Origin of the sequence: Lysinibacillus sp. NPDC097279 (assembly GCF_044761745.1) — a bacterium.
In the GTDB taxonomy this organism is placed as follows: domain Bacteria; phylum Bacillota; class Bacilli; order Bacillales_A; family Planococcaceae; genus Lysinibacillus.
Genome location: NZ_JBIWDA010000013.1, coordinates 1 through 15,342, shown reverse-complemented (window position 1 = coordinate 15,342; position 15,342 = coordinate 1). Strand labels below are relative to the sequence as shown.

Annotated in this window: 16 protein-coding genes, 1 tRNA gene, 1 other RNA gene and 1 pseudogene; 15 read left to right on the top strand and 4 right to left on the bottom strand. The window is 37.4% G+C overall.

The window, feature by feature from the left end:
* Positions 1 to 40: 40 nt before the first annotated feature.
* The 9 genes and pseudogenes from ACIQ1H_RS22760 to ACIQ1H_RS22720 all read left to right on the top strand — a co-directional run bounded on the left by ACIQ1H_RS22760 (position 41) and on the right by ACIQ1H_RS22720 (position 7,401).
* Entirely contained in the window at positions 41 to 373 is a 333-nt protein-coding gene (locus tag ACIQ1H_RS22760) for a metal-sensitive transcriptional regulator (protein WP_228134224.1), read from the top strand.
* 57 nt (positions 374 to 430) lie between these two features.
* Entirely contained in the window at positions 431 to 637 is a 207-nt protein-coding gene (copZ, locus tag ACIQ1H_RS22755) for a copper chaperone CopZ (RefSeq protein WP_402892289.1), read from the top strand.
* A gap of 81 nt (positions 638 to 718) precedes the next feature.
* Positions 719 to 3,130 carry a heavy metal translocating P-type ATPase gene (locus tag ACIQ1H_RS22750; protein ID WP_402892286.1) on the top strand — a complete coding sequence of 804 codons (2,412 nt, stop codon included), beginning with the start codon at positions 719 to 721 and terminating at the stop codon, positions 3,128 to 3,130.
* 337 nt (positions 3,131 to 3,467) lie between these two features.
* Positions 3,468 to 4,103 (top strand): deoxynucleoside kinase, encoded by a 636-nt coding sequence (locus ACIQ1H_RS22745; RefSeq protein WP_305068704.1) that lies wholly within the window; start codon positions 3,468 to 3,470, stop codon positions 4,101 to 4,103.
* Positions 4,103 to 4,771 (top strand): deoxynucleoside kinase, encoded by a 669-nt coding sequence (locus tag ACIQ1H_RS22740; RefSeq protein WP_228134227.1) that lies wholly within the window; start codon positions 4,103 to 4,105, stop codon positions 4,769 to 4,771. Before ACIQ1H_RS22745 ends, ACIQ1H_RS22740 begins: the two co-directional genes overlap by 1 nt.
* A gap of 203 nt (positions 4,772 to 4,974) precedes the next feature.
* The gene (locus tag ACIQ1H_RS22735; RefSeq protein ID WP_402892282.1) at positions 4,975 to 5,505 is read left to right on the top strand and encodes an LOG family protein; all 531 of its coding nucleotides are present in this window, start codon (positions 4,975 to 4,977) and stop codon (positions 5,503 to 5,505) included.
* 149 nt (positions 5,506 to 5,654) lie between these two features.
* Positions 5,655 to 6,029: pseudogene (locus ACIQ1H_RS22730) on the top strand (PAS domain-containing protein); the annotation flags it as partial.
* Positions 6,030 to 6,071: 42 nt separating this feature from the next.
* Positions 6,072 to 6,563: a methyl-accepting chemotaxis protein gene (locus ACIQ1H_RS22725; RefSeq protein WP_402892324.1), complete on the top strand. Its 492-nt coding sequence runs from the start codon at positions 6,072 to 6,074 to the stop codon at positions 6,561 to 6,563.
* A gap of 217 nt (positions 6,564 to 6,780) precedes the next feature.
* Positions 6,781 to 7,401: an RraA family protein gene (locus tag ACIQ1H_RS22720; RefSeq protein ID WP_402892279.1), complete on the top strand. Its 621-nt coding sequence runs from the start codon at positions 6,781 to 6,783 to the stop codon at positions 7,399 to 7,401.
* 45 nt (positions 7,402 to 7,446) lie between these two features.
* Here ACIQ1H_RS22720 and ACIQ1H_RS22715 read toward each other — a convergent pair whose 3' ends face one another.
* The 4 genes from ACIQ1H_RS22715 to ACIQ1H_RS22700 all read right to left on the bottom strand — a co-directional run bounded on the left by ACIQ1H_RS22715 (position 7,447) and on the right by ACIQ1H_RS22700 (position 11,194).
* Positions 7,447 to 8,721, bottom strand: coding sequence for a cation:dicarboxylate symporter family transporter (locus ACIQ1H_RS22715; RefSeq protein WP_402892276.1), 1,275 nt, complete (start codon positions 8,719 to 8,721; stop codon positions 7,447 to 7,449).
* Between the two features lie 92 nt (positions 8,722 to 8,813).
* Positions 8,814 to 9,692 (bottom strand): response regulator, encoded by an 879-nt coding sequence (locus tag ACIQ1H_RS22710; RefSeq protein WP_024362951.1) that lies wholly within the window; start codon positions 9,690 to 9,692, stop codon positions 8,814 to 8,816.
* Complete coding sequence (locus ACIQ1H_RS22705; RefSeq protein WP_402892272.1) at positions 9,693 to 10,955, bottom strand: ATP-binding protein; 1,263 nt, start codon at positions 10,953 to 10,955, stop codon at positions 9,693 to 9,695.
* Between the two features lie 146 nt (positions 10,956 to 11,101).
* A tRNA-Ser gene (locus ACIQ1H_RS22700) sits at positions 11,102 to 11,194 on the bottom strand.
* Positions 11,195 to 11,377: 183 nt separating this feature from the next.
* On the opposite strand from ACIQ1H_RS22700, the gene ffs reads away from it, so the two are divergent.
* The 6 genes from ffs to ACIQ1H_RS22670 all read left to right on the top strand — a co-directional run bounded on the left by ffs (position 11,378) and on the right by ACIQ1H_RS22670 (position 15,091).
* Positions 11,378 to 11,645, top strand: an RNA gene (ffs, locus tag ACIQ1H_RS22695) — signal recognition particle sRNA large type.
* A 145-nt stretch (positions 11,646 to 11,790) separates the two neighbouring features.
* Entirely contained in the window at positions 11,791 to 13,578 is a 1,788-nt protein-coding gene (gene dnaX, locus ACIQ1H_RS22690) for a DNA polymerase III subunit gamma/tau (RefSeq protein ID WP_402892269.1), read from the top strand.
* Positions 13,579 to 13,598: 20 nt separating this feature from the next.
* On the top strand, positions 13,599 to 13,913 hold the full coding sequence (locus ACIQ1H_RS22685; RefSeq protein ID WP_228134234.1) for a YbaB/EbfC family nucleoid-associated protein: 315 nt from the start codon (positions 13,599 to 13,601) through the stop codon (positions 13,911 to 13,913).
* Between the two features lie 11 nt (positions 13,914 to 13,924).
* Positions 13,925 to 14,521, top strand: coding sequence for a recombination mediator RecR (recR, locus tag ACIQ1H_RS22680; RefSeq protein ID WP_402892266.1), 597 nt, complete (start codon positions 13,925 to 13,927; stop codon positions 14,519 to 14,521).
* A 12-nt stretch (positions 14,522 to 14,533) separates the two neighbouring features.
* Positions 14,534 to 14,749, top strand: coding sequence for a YaaL family protein (locus ACIQ1H_RS22675; protein ID WP_402892263.1), 216 nt, complete (start codon positions 14,534 to 14,536; stop codon positions 14,747 to 14,749).
* Positions 14,750 to 14,818: 69 nt separating this feature from the next.
* A complete protein-coding gene (locus tag ACIQ1H_RS22670) occupies positions 14,819 to 15,091 on the top strand; it encodes a pro-sigmaK processing inhibitor BofA family protein (protein WP_228134237.1) in 273 nt (90 codons plus the stop codon).
* Positions 15,092 to 15,342 lie beyond the last annotated feature (251 nt).

Genomic DNA, 15,342 nt, shown 5'->3' with positions numbered 1-15,342 from the left:
TGGGTATAGTATGATAATAATCAAATAGGAGGTGAAGTAGTTGGAGGACACAGTGAAAGATGATGCTTGTCAAACAGAAGAAACTGCGTCATGTCGTAAAAGTCACCACCCTGAGCGCGTAAAAAAGGATTTAACGACTCGTTTAAATCGAATCGAAGGTCAAATCCGAGGCATTAAGGGAATGATTGAAAAGGACGTTTACTGTGATGATGTAATTACGCAGTTGTCTGCCACGCAATCCGCTTTAAATAGCGTAGCGAAAATTTTATTAGAAGGTCATTTAAAAGGCTGTGTCGTTGATCGTCTATCTGAGGGCGATGAAGCGGTCCTAGATGAATTAGTAGTGACCATTCAGAAATTAATGAAAAAATAATGATTTTTTAGGGTATATACTCTTATATAACATTTTAAACTTAAAGGAGAGATATTTATGCAAAATGTAACTTTAAACGTACAAGGAATGTCATGTGGACATTGTGTTAATTCAGTAGAAAAAAGTGTCGGTGCACTCGCTGGTGTAGAACAAGTGAAAGTAAATTTAGCTGATGGTTTGGTAGATGTAGCGTTTGACGATGCACAAGTCTCACTTGCGCAAATTAAAGAAACGATTGACGATCAAGGTTATGAGGTAAAATAAGATAAGTAGGGTGCTCAAAAAGCACTCTATTATTTTCAAATCTATATACCCCCTGTCGGTATGATAGAAGGAGGAAAGGTAATGAGTTCTGAGTTCAAGGAAACGAATTTACAAATTACTGGTATGACTTGTGCAGCCTGTGCAACTCGAATAGAAAAAGGGTTGAACAAAATGGAGGGTGTCGAGCAAGCAACTGTAAACTTAGCGCTTGAAAAATCCTCGATAAAATATGATCCAGCAAAATTGAATGAAGCAGATTTTGAAAAAAAGATTGAAGCATTAGGATATGGCGTGGTGAAACAAAAAACGGAACTGGATATTACTGGTATGACGTGCGCTGCCTGTGCGACACGCATAGAAAAAGGGTTAAATAAACTGTCAGGCGTATCAACAGCTTCTGTTAACTTGGCTCTTGAAAAAGCAACAATCGAATTTAATCCAACAGAAGTTTCTATATCGGACATGATCGGAAAGGTAGAGAAATTAGGTTATGGAGCTCACCAAAAGGCGGATGAGCAAGCAACCGAAGATTATCGAGAAAAGGCTATAAAGCAACAGCAACAAAAACTCATTTTGTCTGCTATTCTTTCGCTACCACTATTGTGGACGATGGTTGGCCATTTTTCTTTTACCTCATTTTTATATGTCCCTGATTTTTTAATGAATCCGTGGGTGCAATTAGTGTTAGCTACACCAGTTCAATTTATTATAGGGAGACAATTTTACGTAGGGGCATATAAAGCACTTCGAAATGGCAGTGCCAATATGGATGTTCTTGTCGTTATGGGGACTTCTGCGGCGTATTTCTACAGTGTTTATCAAGCAATTGTCACAATCAATTCGCATCATGGCCCACATCTCTATTTCGAAACGAGTGCTGTTTTAATTACGTTAATATTATTAGGTAAATTATTCGAGGCGAAAGCTAAAGGTCGCTCATCGGAGGCTATTAAAAAGCTAATGGGCCTTCAAGCTAAAACCGCTATCGTTGTGCGCGACGGCGTAGAAAAAGAAGTACCGTTAGAGGAAGTTGTAATAGGTGATATTTTATTAGTGAAACCAGGTGAGAAAATTCCAGTCGATGGTGCCGTATTAGAGGGCACAACGGCTGTTGACGAATCCATGCTCACGGGGGAAAGTCTTCCAGTAGATAAAAAGCAAGGTGATGTATTATACGGTTCAACAATTAATAAAAATGGTTTTGTGAAAATGTCGGCTACAAAAGTTGGTCGTGATACAGCATTAGCACAAATTATCAAAGTCGTTGAAGATGCACAGGGCTCAAAAGCACCTATTCAACGTCTAGCAGACCAAATTTCTGGCATATTTGTACCAATCGTTGTTGGTATTGCTATTGTGACATTCCTTATTTGGATCATATGGGTAAAACCAGGGGAATTTACACCAGCACTTGAAGTTTTAATTGCCGTTCTTGTCATTGCTTGTCCATGTGCACTTGGCTTAGCGACCCCAACTTCTATTATGGCAGGTTCTGGTCGAGCTGCTGAATTTGGTATTTTATTTAAAGGTGGCGAACATTTAGAACAAACGCAACGCATTGATACCGTTGTTGTCGATAAAACAGGGACGGTTACACACGGAAAACCAGTGTTAACGGATGTCGTACTGGGTGCCAATCAAGAGGAGACACATGTTCTTTCATTAATTGGTGCAGCGGAGAAACAATCGGAGCATCCGTTAGCACAAGCAATTGTTCAAGGAATTGAGGATAAAGGTATCGAGCTTGGCAATGTTCAATTTTTTGAGGCAATACCTGGTTATGGTGTGCAAGCAACTGTTTCTGGTCAAGGTGTTGTCATTGGAACACGTAAATTAATGCAACAATACGATATTGATATTGAGCATATATTGCCAACGATGGAGCAATTCGAAGAGAGTGGTAAAACGGCAATGTTGGCTGCAATTAATGGTCAATTCGCTGGTCTCGTTGCTGTAGCAGATACAGTAAAAGATACTTCCAAAGAAGCAATTCATCGTTTGCAGGCAATGGGCATTACAGTCATTATGATGACAGGCGATAACAAACGGACTGCACAGGCAATTGGAGATGAAGTGGGTGTTAATGACGTTATCGCGGAAGTACTTCCAGAAGGAAAAGCAGATGAAGTGAAAAAACTTCAAGCAGCAGGCAAAAACGTTGCGATGGTAGGAGATGGCATAAATGATGCACCTGCATTAGCAACAGCAAATATTGGGATGGCCATTGGTACAGGTACAGATGTCGCAATGGAAGCCGCTGATATTACGTTAATTCGTGGAGATTTAAATAGCATTGCGGAAGCAATTATTATGAGTCGTAAAACAATGCGCAATATTAAACAAAATCTATTTTGGGCATTTGCTTATAATACATTAGGTATTCCTATTGCAGCAATGGGTCTACTTGCACCATGGGTAGCAGGCGCAGCGATGGCATTCAGCTCCGTATCTGTTGTCTTAAATGCCCTACGTCTTCAACGAGTAAAATTATAGTGACAGGCACTCAAACAATTCTCAAACAATTTCCAAACTAAAAGTGGGAATTACGAAGAGGTAGTTTATTGATAGTTTGTTTGAGGAAAGCGTCCACCGTAGCAGAAATCAATCGCAATATTTGGACCCACTACGGTGGGTCTTTTTTTTATTGGCGTATCTATCAAGAATGCTAAACTAAAAATGTTAAAAATTGAGATTCATGTTGATTCTGTTTTTCATTTTCTCACTATGATACAATGAAAAGCACTGATTCATTTTTAGTTTTAAACAATACAGCCTTAAAATAAGGACATAATTGACTCATAGAATTCTAAACATAAAGGAGGAACTTCTGGTGACAGTTCCATTTGTTGCGGTAGAAGGTCCGATTGGTGTAGGCAAAACTTCTTTGGCAAAAGAGGTATCAGCGACATTTAATTACCATCTATTAAAAGAAATAGTAGACGAGAATCCGTTTTTAAATAAGTTTTATGAAGATATTGAGGAATGGAGTTTCCAAACCGAAATGTTCTTCCTATGTAATCGCTATAAGCAATTAACAGATATCAAAAAAATGCGGTTGGCACAAAAAAACTCTGTTGTATCGGACTATCATATTTTTAAAAATTTAATTTTCGCGAAACGTACGTTGGCACCTGCTGAGTATGATAAGTATGAAGAAATCTATCAGATTTTAACGAAGGATATGCCTGTGCCAAATGTAGTCGTTTATTTACATGCCAGTGTAGATACATTAATGCAACGCATTGCTAAACGAGGGCGTGAATTTGAGAAAATGATTTCTCGTGAATACATGGAGCAACTAGTAGCAGATTATCATACCTTTACTGAACATTTTGAGAAGTTGCATCCTGAAATTCCTGTTATACGATTTAACGGAGATCAGCTTGATTTTGTAAAAAACCCGCAAGATTTACAATATGTTTTAAAAACAATTGAAGAAACGTTACAACAAAGGAGCTTGCAATAATGAATTTGAGAGAGAAATATGATATTCCCCCACAAACTGTCATTACAATTGCTGGGACTGTAGGTGTAGGAAAGTCAACGATGACAAGGGCGCTAGCAGAAGCGTTAAAGTTCCGTACATCATTTGAAAAAGTAGACACCAATCCGTATTTAGATAAATTTTATGATGACTTTGAAAAATGGAGCTTCCACTTACAAGTGTATTTCTTAGCTGAACGTTTTAAAGAGCAAAAGCGTATTTTTGAATATGGTGGTGGCTTTGTTCAAGATCGCTCTATTTATGAAGATACAGGGATTTTTGCAAAGATGCACTTTGATAAAGGGACAATGAGTCCGATAGATTACGAGACATATCGTAATTTATTTGATGCCATGGTGATGACCCCTTATTTCCCACACCCAGACTTAGTCGTTTATTTAGAGGGACCGATCGATGACGTCATTGGCCGTATCCAAGAGCGTGGTCGTGAGATGGAGCAGCAAACACCAAATGATTATTGGATTGAAATGCATGAGCGCTACGAAGATTGGATTAATAATTTTAATTCATGTCCAGTACTACGATTAGATATTAATGATTATGATTTAATGAAAAATCCAGACGCAATTGAATCAATTGTGAGCCGTATCAGTCATATGCTAAAACAAACAAGTCATTTACGGAAATAAGGAGAAGTCCTATGCAAACGTAAATGCTTTGAAGTAGAGAAAATTCATGCGTTCTGGCCGAAAGCGAAGTGGCTGGCCTAAACAAGTTATGATTTATACGTAAAGAATAAAATTGCAAGGCTAAATAAAAATAAAAAGACCAAAAGACGTGAGACAATACGAAGCTTATTGTAATCACGTCTTTTGTAATAGGAGGAATAAGGATGAAGATTGCGGTATATTGTGGTTCAGGATTAGGCGTTAATCCCATCTATGCTGAAAAAGCAACTGAGTTAGGAACAGTATTAGCGAAACACGGTCATGGTGTTATATATGGAGGCTCTAAAATAGGATTAATGGGGAAAGTTGCAGATGCTACTTTAACAGCAGGGGGAGAAGTGATTGGTGTCATGCCAACGCATTTACAAAAACAAGAAATCGTCCACGCTTCATTGACAGAAATTCATTTCGTAGAGTCAATGCATGTACGCAAGGCAAAAATGGTAGATTTAGCGGATGCCTTTATTGCATTGCCAGGTGGTGGCGGTACATTGGATGAATATTTTGAGGTATTTACATGGGCTCAGATTGGATTGCATGAGAAGCCAGTTATTTTATTTAATGTGAATGGTTTTTATGATGCATTGCTACAGCATTTTAATAGAATGTTAGAAGAGGGCTTTATCCGTCCAGAACACAAGTCATTAATTCGTGTAGCTACAACAGCGGAAGAAGTTTTAGCATTGATAGAATAACAATGGTGTGAATAAAGTACCAAAAATGAAAATTTATAGTATTTTTAATATACAATTAGTTATATTATAATATATAACAATCTAATTTATTATAAAAGAAAATACAGGATGACTCACACTAGTAAATTAGGACGACGGAGGTGGATTTTATGAATAAAATTGATACACAAGTCACAGATGATTTAGTCGTGCAAGCAATAGAACGCAATATAGCGATTATTCGTTTTAATATGCATCGTAAAGTGGCGTATGTAAATGAACTTTTTGCGAAAACAATGGGCTATACAGTTGAGGAAATGATCGGTAAAGACCATAGAGAATTTTGTTTTCCTAACTTCTTAAAAAGCCCTGACTATGAAAAATTTTGGCGCTACCTGACAGCAGGTAATAGTTATCAGGATAAAATTGAGCGGATGGATGCCCAAGGCAATAGCATTTGGCTTGAGGCGACCTATATGCCTGTATTTGAGAATAACTCCAGAAGAGTCATCGGCGTATCTAAAATCGCAACAAATGTAACTGATCGTCAAAAAACGATAGTCAATGTAGCAGATCAGTTGAAACAAATGTCCACCGAGCTTTATAGTCGTTCAGAGGCAGGTATAAAAAATAGTGAGCGTTTACTTGAAACTATTCAACAAGTATCAAAAGAATCCACAGAGAACGTAAAAAATCTTGCCCATTTACAAAATCAAGCTGAATCGATTAAAGGTATTGTCAAAACCATTCAAGGGATTGCTTCTCAAACAAACTTACTCGCTTTAAATGCAGCAATTGAAGCTGCAAGAGCTGGTGAGTATGGAAGAGGCTTTGATGTTGTAGCGAAAGAGGTTCGGAAACTTTCAGTTAGAGTTGAGCAATCGATTTCAGAAGTAAAAGAAAATGTGGAAGGCATTGTTCGTGAGATTGAGCAAGTTACGGAAAGCATTACACGGATTTCTGAGGAAGTTGAAAAGTCTAATGGGCAAATAAATGTCACAACAAGTGATTTTGCTGAAATTGCTTCTGCTGCTGAGGCATTAGATGAACGATCAAAACAATTTATCGAAATAATTTAAAACGAGCGTGCGGCAAGTGGCGATTAAGCCTAAACTGCCACAGGCTTTTTTATTTTCTTATAAAGGCTAGCACAGACGGATGCCAGTAAAATAGCCACTCTTGTATGTTCATTTATAAATAACACGATAAGTTTTCTAAATATATTGAAATAGTAGCTGCATTTTATTTACAATAATTGTGAAAGGGCTTCATAAATTATAAATAGGGGTGTTGTGTATGACAAAGGTGGAAGTAAGTTTTAAACATTTACCAACGACAGCAATTTCCGATGCAACTGGGGGCCATACAAATTTACGTAGTAATATTAAAGCGTTAGCCGATCATTTTAAAATAGCGGGACGAGCGGTTACTGTACGTTTACCAGACGGAGAAAATGGAGCGGTACTAGAAGCGATTCGAGCTGCTCATGAGGGCGATATTTTAGTAATCGATGCAAAGGGGAATACAAATCGAGCAGTTGCAGGGGATTTTGTTATTTCTTTAGCAAAGGGTATTGGTGTACAGGGCTTCGTAGTGGATGGTGTTATTCGAGATATTGCTGCCATTCGCGAGCTGGATTTCCCTGTATTTGCTCTAGGTACGACTGTAGCTGCTGGCAATAAAAATGGCGGTGGCAAAGTTAATGTACCAATTGCTATTGGCGGTGTAACCGTGCAGCCTGGCGATTATATTATCGGAGATGTTGATGGTGTTATTGTTGTTCCACAGGAGGATGCAGAGCGCATTGTAGTAGCTGCTGAGCTTAAAGTGGAAAAGGATGAAGTACGTGCACAAGAAGCACATGCAAACGGCAAAGAGTCTATTATTGCTTATTTAGATAAAGTACTAGCAAAATAAAAAAATCCTCACGATGCATTCGTCCATCGTGAGGATTTTTTTGTATTAAGCTAAATTTTCGTTGTTTTTAAAGTAGTTTTTCATCTTTTCTTTATCGAAGCGGCCTTCCCATTTCGCCATTACTAATGACGCTAAAGAGTTACCGATTACGTTTACTACTGTACGTCCCATATCAAGAATACGGTCGATACCTGCAATGAATGCTAAACCTTCAATAGGAATACCAACAGTACCTAAAGTTGCAAGTAATACTACGAATGATACGCCTGGTACACCTGCAATACCTTTAGAGGTAACCATCAATACAAGCATTAACGTAATTTGTTCTCCGATGCTTAAATGAATACCGTACATTTGAGCAATGAATAATGCAGCGATTGCTTGATACAATGTTGAACCATCTAAGTTAAAGGAATAACCTGTAGGGATAACAAAGGATACAATATCTTTCGGTGCACCTAGTTTCTCCATCTTCTGCATTACACGTGGTAATACGGCTTCCGAACTAGCTGTGGAGAATGCTAAAATTAATTCGTCTTTTAATACTCTTATCAAGTAGAAAATGTTAACTCCAGCAAATTTTGCCACAAGACCTAGTACGATGAAGATGAAGAATATCATCGTTGCATAAACAAGTATTGCAAGCTTACCAAGTGGAATGAGGGAAGCAAACCCATATTTGGAAACGGTTACACCAATTAAACCAAATACCCCAATTGGAGCGAATTTCATTACAAGGTTCGTTACCCAGAACATCGCGTCTGCTACACCTTGGAAGAAGTCTAATACTGGTTTTCCTCGATCTCCAATTGCAGCTACCCCTAAACCGAAAATAACAGAGAAGAAAATGATAGCAAGCATATTGCCTTCAGCCATTGATTGAATAATATTTGTTGGTACAATACCTACAATAATATCGAATGGTCCTTCATGTTGTACTTCTTCAGTTGTTGTAACGTATTTCGAAATATCCCCTTGCGAAAGTTCGTTCATATTTATGCCAGCACCTGGGTGAAACAGGTTAGCTGAAAGTAAACCAACAACAATTGCAACTGTTGTAATAATTTCAAAGTAAATAAGCGTTTTTCCGCCTAATCTTCCGAGCTGTTTAATGTCTCCAGTTCCAGCAACACCAACAATTAATGTCGAAATGATAATAGGTACCACAATCATCTTAATTAGATGTAGAAAAATATCTCCTAGTGGTTGTAAATATGTCTCAATTTTGGGGTTTCCATAAAAGATACCACCAACAATAATCCCTAAAATTAAACCGATTAGAATCTGAGCGGCTAAACTGAGTTTAAATTTCTTTTTCAAAATCTTAATTCCTCCCCTATATTAAAATTTTTAGGACATGCCTTACTTTAATAATACGGAGGACTTATAAAATCCGACAAAATCCGAGAAAATTAATTTACTTTTGTTAAAATGTCTGAATATAACACCTGTATAAACTTCTTTATATTGACCTTTGCTTTGCGATTTCCGTGGTCTTCAATCTGTGTCATAAGCTGACGAATCTCTTTAAAGTCAAAGTATCGAGGTGCATAGTATTCGAATTCTGAGTTTGTATAATCGACTACCCCTAAATTGGCGAGGTTAATCATCGCAGCTAAAATTGTTCGACGCACACGCTGTTCAATGGCCTTACTCTCTTTTAAAATTTCATCTGGAGTGGACTTTGTGACAGCTGCTATTTCCTCATAAAGCTCTTTTAAAGGAGGAAGTGGTGCAATTTTATGCTGATGTGCTAGCAATGTTTCAATAATTGCTATAATATCCTCACTGCCTATCTCACCGACAATACCCATATCATTTAAAATGGATTGAATATGATCTCGTGAAGTGGCTTTATTGTTTATCTGCTCACTTAGGTCGATGTTAGTCAACGATTGTCGTATAACTAATAGAGAGTTTTTAAGGCGAAACTGTTCTGTTGTTTTGCGTAAAACATTCTCAACTTCGATACGGTTAATCGGTTTATGGATAAAGAAGTCAATACCTTGTTCATACGCCTCGCCAACCATTTCTTTATTTACAACCTGAGAAATCATAATAAACTGTCCTTCAAATCGATTTTGGAGAAGATGCTCCACTGTAGCTATACCATCAAGCTTAGGCATAAGTAAATCGATTAGCACAAACTCTGGCTGTGTCATTAATATTTGAGGAATGGCGTCCACTCCATTACGTGCTTCGCCGATGACTGTGCCTAAACCACTATCTTCAATAATTTGTTTTAGCATCACGCGGCTAGCACGATCATCATCTACAATAAAATACCTCATTTAAGTCTCTCCCGTTTGAATAGTTTGCGTAGGAATTATAATTTTAAACACTGTTTTGAAGTTATTTGATTCAACTGAAATAGAGCCGTTTAATTTAGAAATTAATTCGGCAACATGTGAAAGTCCAATTCCTGTAGCTGCTACACCTTCGACATTATATTTTGTCGTATAGCCAGGTTCAAAAATAATAGAAAGATCACTTTCGGAGATTCCCTTTCCATCATCACTAACTGTTATTACAGTATCAACCTCTTGTTGCTGAATATCAATAGATATGACACCTTGTCCTTCTATTGCTTCAATAGCGTTGGCAGTTAAATTGTTTAAAAGGGCTAGAAGGGCAATATGCTCATTTGTTACAAAATCGGTCTTTAAAGTAATGTTAAATTGAATTTCTTTACCGAGTAATTCACTATATTTACTATTACCGTCTTCTATATAATGTAATAATTCTGATAATCGTAGTGAACCAAAGCTCTTATCGCCGACGATTTTAGATATCCCTGCATAAATACGTTGGGAATCTTTTTTAACCTCATGAATTTCCTGGGCAATATGAAGCGCCTGTAAACTTTCAGAGCGATTGCCTTGAGCTTTTAATTGGCGATATAAATCAAATCCATTGGCGGTAATTGCCTCAATATGATTCATAGACTTTTTTAAATAAAGTGTCTCTACATATAAGTCTGAGCCAATCGTTAATATTTCTTGTACACGCTTTTTTTGCTCAGCAATTAAAATAGAGCTATAAATTCCGACAACAAAAAAGCTTCGTAACAAGGCAACAGCGAATAAAATCAGTAAGTCATGGATGAATAAAATTGTATAAGATTGTACAAAGAAACGTAGCAACTGTTCTGCTAAATTGCTAATGACCTCACTTAGGGCAACAAGTAACCCTAACTTAAGTGGCTTTTCGCGATATTGATGAATATTTAAATATTGCAGACATATTGCAAATAATAAATAAAATGTAGCTGCAGGTAAATGAATATAGATACCTTCTAATATGGATATGTTTTGTGTATAGATACTAATAGCCGTTCGTAATGCAGTTGTTACAATACTTGTTGCGACCCCCGCAAAAATAATAGGTGTTGGTTTAAGCAATGTGCATAAAAAGAAAATGATCGTTCCTAAGCCAAAACGAAAAGACGTATTAGCGAATGGGATAATTTTAATTTCACTACCGAGAGCAGTTAATATGGCAATTAATAAAATCCATGTGAGGGAAGTACGAGATAAAAAAACCTTTGAGTACATATTTTATATCCTCCCTAAATTTTTAGTAGAAGCAAAATAGCTAATAAAAAAATACCACAACCTAAAAGGAAGTGGTATTTAATAAGTATGACATACAATTTTGAGCAAAAAAAAACGGCTACATTATGTAGTCGGTATTTTAAAAATGGAGGAGGTAGAGGGATTCGAACCCCCGCGCGGTGTTACCCGCCTGTCGGTTTTCAAGACCGATCCCTTCAGCCAGACTTGGGTATACCTCCATACTATATTGCTGTGTTGTCTTATCGACAAGAACTAATTTATCATGTTTTGATTTTCACGTCAACACCTTTTTTTGAAAAATAATTTTGTTTATATTTCTTCTTATTATTTTGTAATAACGAACATAAATAATTTGTGCAATTCGTTGCAATTTATGAAAACTGAAAGTATACTAGTTATTGCCGTGCTAGGTGGGAAGGTAGCGGTGTCCTGTAACTCGCAATCCGCTCTAGCGAGACTGAATTCCTTTTTCGAGGCTGTCCGTATTGTTTGGTCTGCCTTTTGCACGTAGTGTTGACGATTGGGTCCTGCGCAATGGATACCCATGAACCATGTCAGGTCCGGAAGGAAGCAGCATTAAGTGGTCTTATTCATGTGCCGCGGGGTTGCCTAATCTGAGCTAACGACAAGAGTAACGCTTATGTGCGGCTGTCGAAGAAAGGTGCACGGCATTAAATTGCCAATTCGAACGCATTCGTCTATTATAGGCGAATGCGTTTTTTTTATATTCTAAAAAAGGCCACTGTTTTATTAACAACGTAGCCGATGCTATAATGGTTTTAATCATATTTAAAAAGAAGGGGAGAGGAAATTATTGACGTATCAAGCATTTTATCGTGTGTATAGACCACAATCATTCCGAGAAATGTCAGGTCAAGCACATGTCAAAAGAACGCTGCAAAATGCTCTCCTAGCGAATAAAACAACTCATGCATATTTGTTTTCAGGGCCTCGTGGAACAGGGAAAACAAGTACAGCCAAAATTTTTGCCAAGGCTTTAAACTGTGAGCATGCTCCAGCAAGCGAACCATGTAATGAGTGTGCAACTTGTATAAGTATTACTGATGGTTCACATCCAGACGTAATTGAATTTGATGCAGCTTCTAATTCACGTGTAGAAGAAATACGTGACATTATTGAAAAAGTCCGTTTTGCACCTGCAAGTAGCAGGTTTAAAGTGTATATCATTGACGAAGTGCATATGCTGTCTACAAGTGCCTTCAATGCGCTGTTAAAAACATTAGAAGAACCACCACCACATGCTGTATTTATTTTAGCAACTACAGAACCTCATAAATTACCAGCGACGATTATTTCTCGTTGCCAACGTTTTGATTTTAAACGACTTTCAACGAACGATATTATTGAGCGCATGAAGGTTGTATTAGAAGACATTGAGCTACCGTTTGAAGAACAAGGACTCAAAGTAATTGCGCAATCAGCAGCAGGTGGTATGCGTGATGCATTGAGCTTGTTAGATCAAGTTGTATCGTTCAGCGGTGAAATGTTGAAACTTGAAGATGCGCTACTAGTTACTGGCTCAATCAGTCAAGATGTTTTCTATGATTTAGCAGAAGCTTTAAAGGTGAAAGATGTAGCACAAATGCTAACGCTTTTAGAACAACTAATTGCAGATGGAAAAGACCCATTGCGTCTGTCGGAGGACTTAATTACATTTTTCCGTGATTTACTTCTTTTGCAAACGAGTGAAAATCTAGCTGAACTATTAGAGTTAGTATCACCAGAAGAGCGTGTGTTTGCTCTGGCGCATGATTTTGCTCCAGATATGCTCTATGGATACATTGATATTTTAGCGAAAACGCAACAAGAAATGCGTTTCTCTCATCATACAAAAATTTATTTGGAAACGGCATTGCTGAAAATGACGCAGTTTTCAGGTGGGGTCGTAAATCACAACGTTACATCAAGCGAAACGGCAATGAGTCCAGAGCTTGCGCAAAAAATAGTCGCACTAGAGCAGATGGTACAACAACTGTCAGCGCAATTACAAAGTGGCGCACCATCACAAGCTGGTCAAGCTGCAAAAGAACAACGTCCTCGCGCAAAAAGTGCAAACGGCTACAAAGCGCCTACTGGTCGTATTCAAGAAGTGCTTAAGGATGCGACAAAGCAAGATGTGCAAAGTTTAAAAGCGGTATGGGCGCTAGCATTAAATCAAATGCAAAAGTCTCAATCTGCTCTTTTAGCAGAAGCTGAACCTGTTGCGGCATCTTCAAGTGCTTTTGTGTTAAAATTCAAGTATGATATTCATTGTCAAATGGTTGCAGACAATCAAATGCTAAAAGCGCAATTCACACAATTAATTGCAGCTCAAACGGGCACGATGTATGAAATGCTTTGTACACCAGAAGAAACATGGTTAAAGTTGCGTGAAGAGTTTATTCGCGATCATGGATTACCGCAAAAGAAAGCACAGTCAGTTAACGATGATCCGAATGTTGAATTGTTAGAACCACCACCGACAGAAATGTCGGAAGAACCGTTTATCGATGATGCGCAACCACTGGCGTCACAAGATCCACTTGTGACGGAAGCGGAAAAGTTATTCGGTAAGGATTTTATTGAAATTGTTGAAGACTGATTACTTAGGAGGAATAGGTTATGCGTGGAATGGGAAATATGCAAGGCATGATGAAGAAAATGCAAAAAATGCAAAAAGAAATGATGGAAGCTCAAGAAGCTTTAAATGTAGAACAATTTGAAGGTGTTGCTGGCGGCGGTATGGTCAAAGTAACAGTTACAGGTCAACGCGAAGTTGTAGAAGTGAATCTTGATACTTCAGTAGTGGATCCAGACGATATCGAAATGCTACAGGATTTAATTGTTGTTGCAACGAATGAAGCACTTAAAAAAGTGGAAGAAAAAACAAATGCAACAATGGGTAAGTTCACACAAGGCATGAACCTTCCATTCTAGGAGGTAACAATATGTATTACCCAGAACCAATATCTAAACTAATCGATAGTTTTATGAAATTGCCAGGTATCGGGCCTAAAACCGCGGCCCGACTGGCGTTTTTTGTGTTAACAATGAAAGAGGATGACGTTCTTTCCTTTTCAAAATCTTTAATTGAAGCGAAGCGTAATTTAAGCTATTGCTCTGTTTGTGGCAATATTACTGATATAGACCCATGCCATATTTGTACTGATAAACAACGAGATGCTTCTGTAATTTGTGTTGTTCAAGATACAAAAGATGTTATCGCAATGGAAAAAATGCGTGATTATCATGGGAAATATCATGTGCTACAAGGAGCTATTTCACCGATGGATGGTATCGGTCCAGAGGATATTAATGTAGCCTCCCTTTTAGTACGACTACAAGATGAAACTGTACAGGAGCTTATTTTAGCAACAAATTCTACTATTGAAGGTGAAGCGACAGCTATGTATATCTCTCGTCTTGTGAAACCATCGGGTATCCGAACAACACGTATTGCACATGGGTTACCTGTGGGTGGAGATTTAGAATATGCTGATGAAGTAACATTATCGAAGGCAATGGAAGGCCGTCGAGAGTTATAGTGAGGGATTGAGATGTTCTTCCGCAATAAAGGGAAATTAAAAAGAGAATTTGATGAAAAGCTTGTTAATCTCATTAAAGAAACAAAAGAAGATTTACAGCAAGCGAAAGTGATTGAAGAACTATTAAATGATTATGATTTAGAAATTTTAGCTCAACGAAAAGCTGCTGAGAGTATACATTTCTATTTGTTTAAGGAAGCTAGAATTCGACGAGTGCTAATTAAATAATAGTTAAGAGTTATAGAAGCGACATGGGAATCATAAACTTACATAATTATTATCGAAGGAGGCAATTGGATGCCGTGGATTGTAATTGTAAGTATTTGTGTGCCTGTAGCGCTTCTTTTTCTTTATATAGTAGGAAAGCATGTTAAATTAGGAAAAGTATTAGAAGGGATTTCTGTATTTTGGTTCCGATTTGCATTTGCGTTTTTATTACTATTCATTATCCATTTAGGTGTTGGGTATGGCGGCTATAATGTGCCTATCAACCTGTTTTCAGTTTTCACAATTGCAATATTAGGAATTCCTGGTGTGCTAGGAATCACTTTTTTAATATTTTTTTTATAAAAGACTTGCAAACTATATTTATTGTGATATAGTAATAAGAGTCGTTAAGACAACAACTGAAACAACTTATATAAAACAAAAACAATTAAAATAAATTGTTGACATCGATTTGAAAAAATGGTATTATATAAGAGTTGCTGAAACAAGAAGCGACACAATGAACCTTGAAAACTGAACAAGCAAAACGTAATCAATATAGTTTTTAGTAGCTAACTTCGTTAGTGAACAAAACAAAATTTTGGACATCAAAA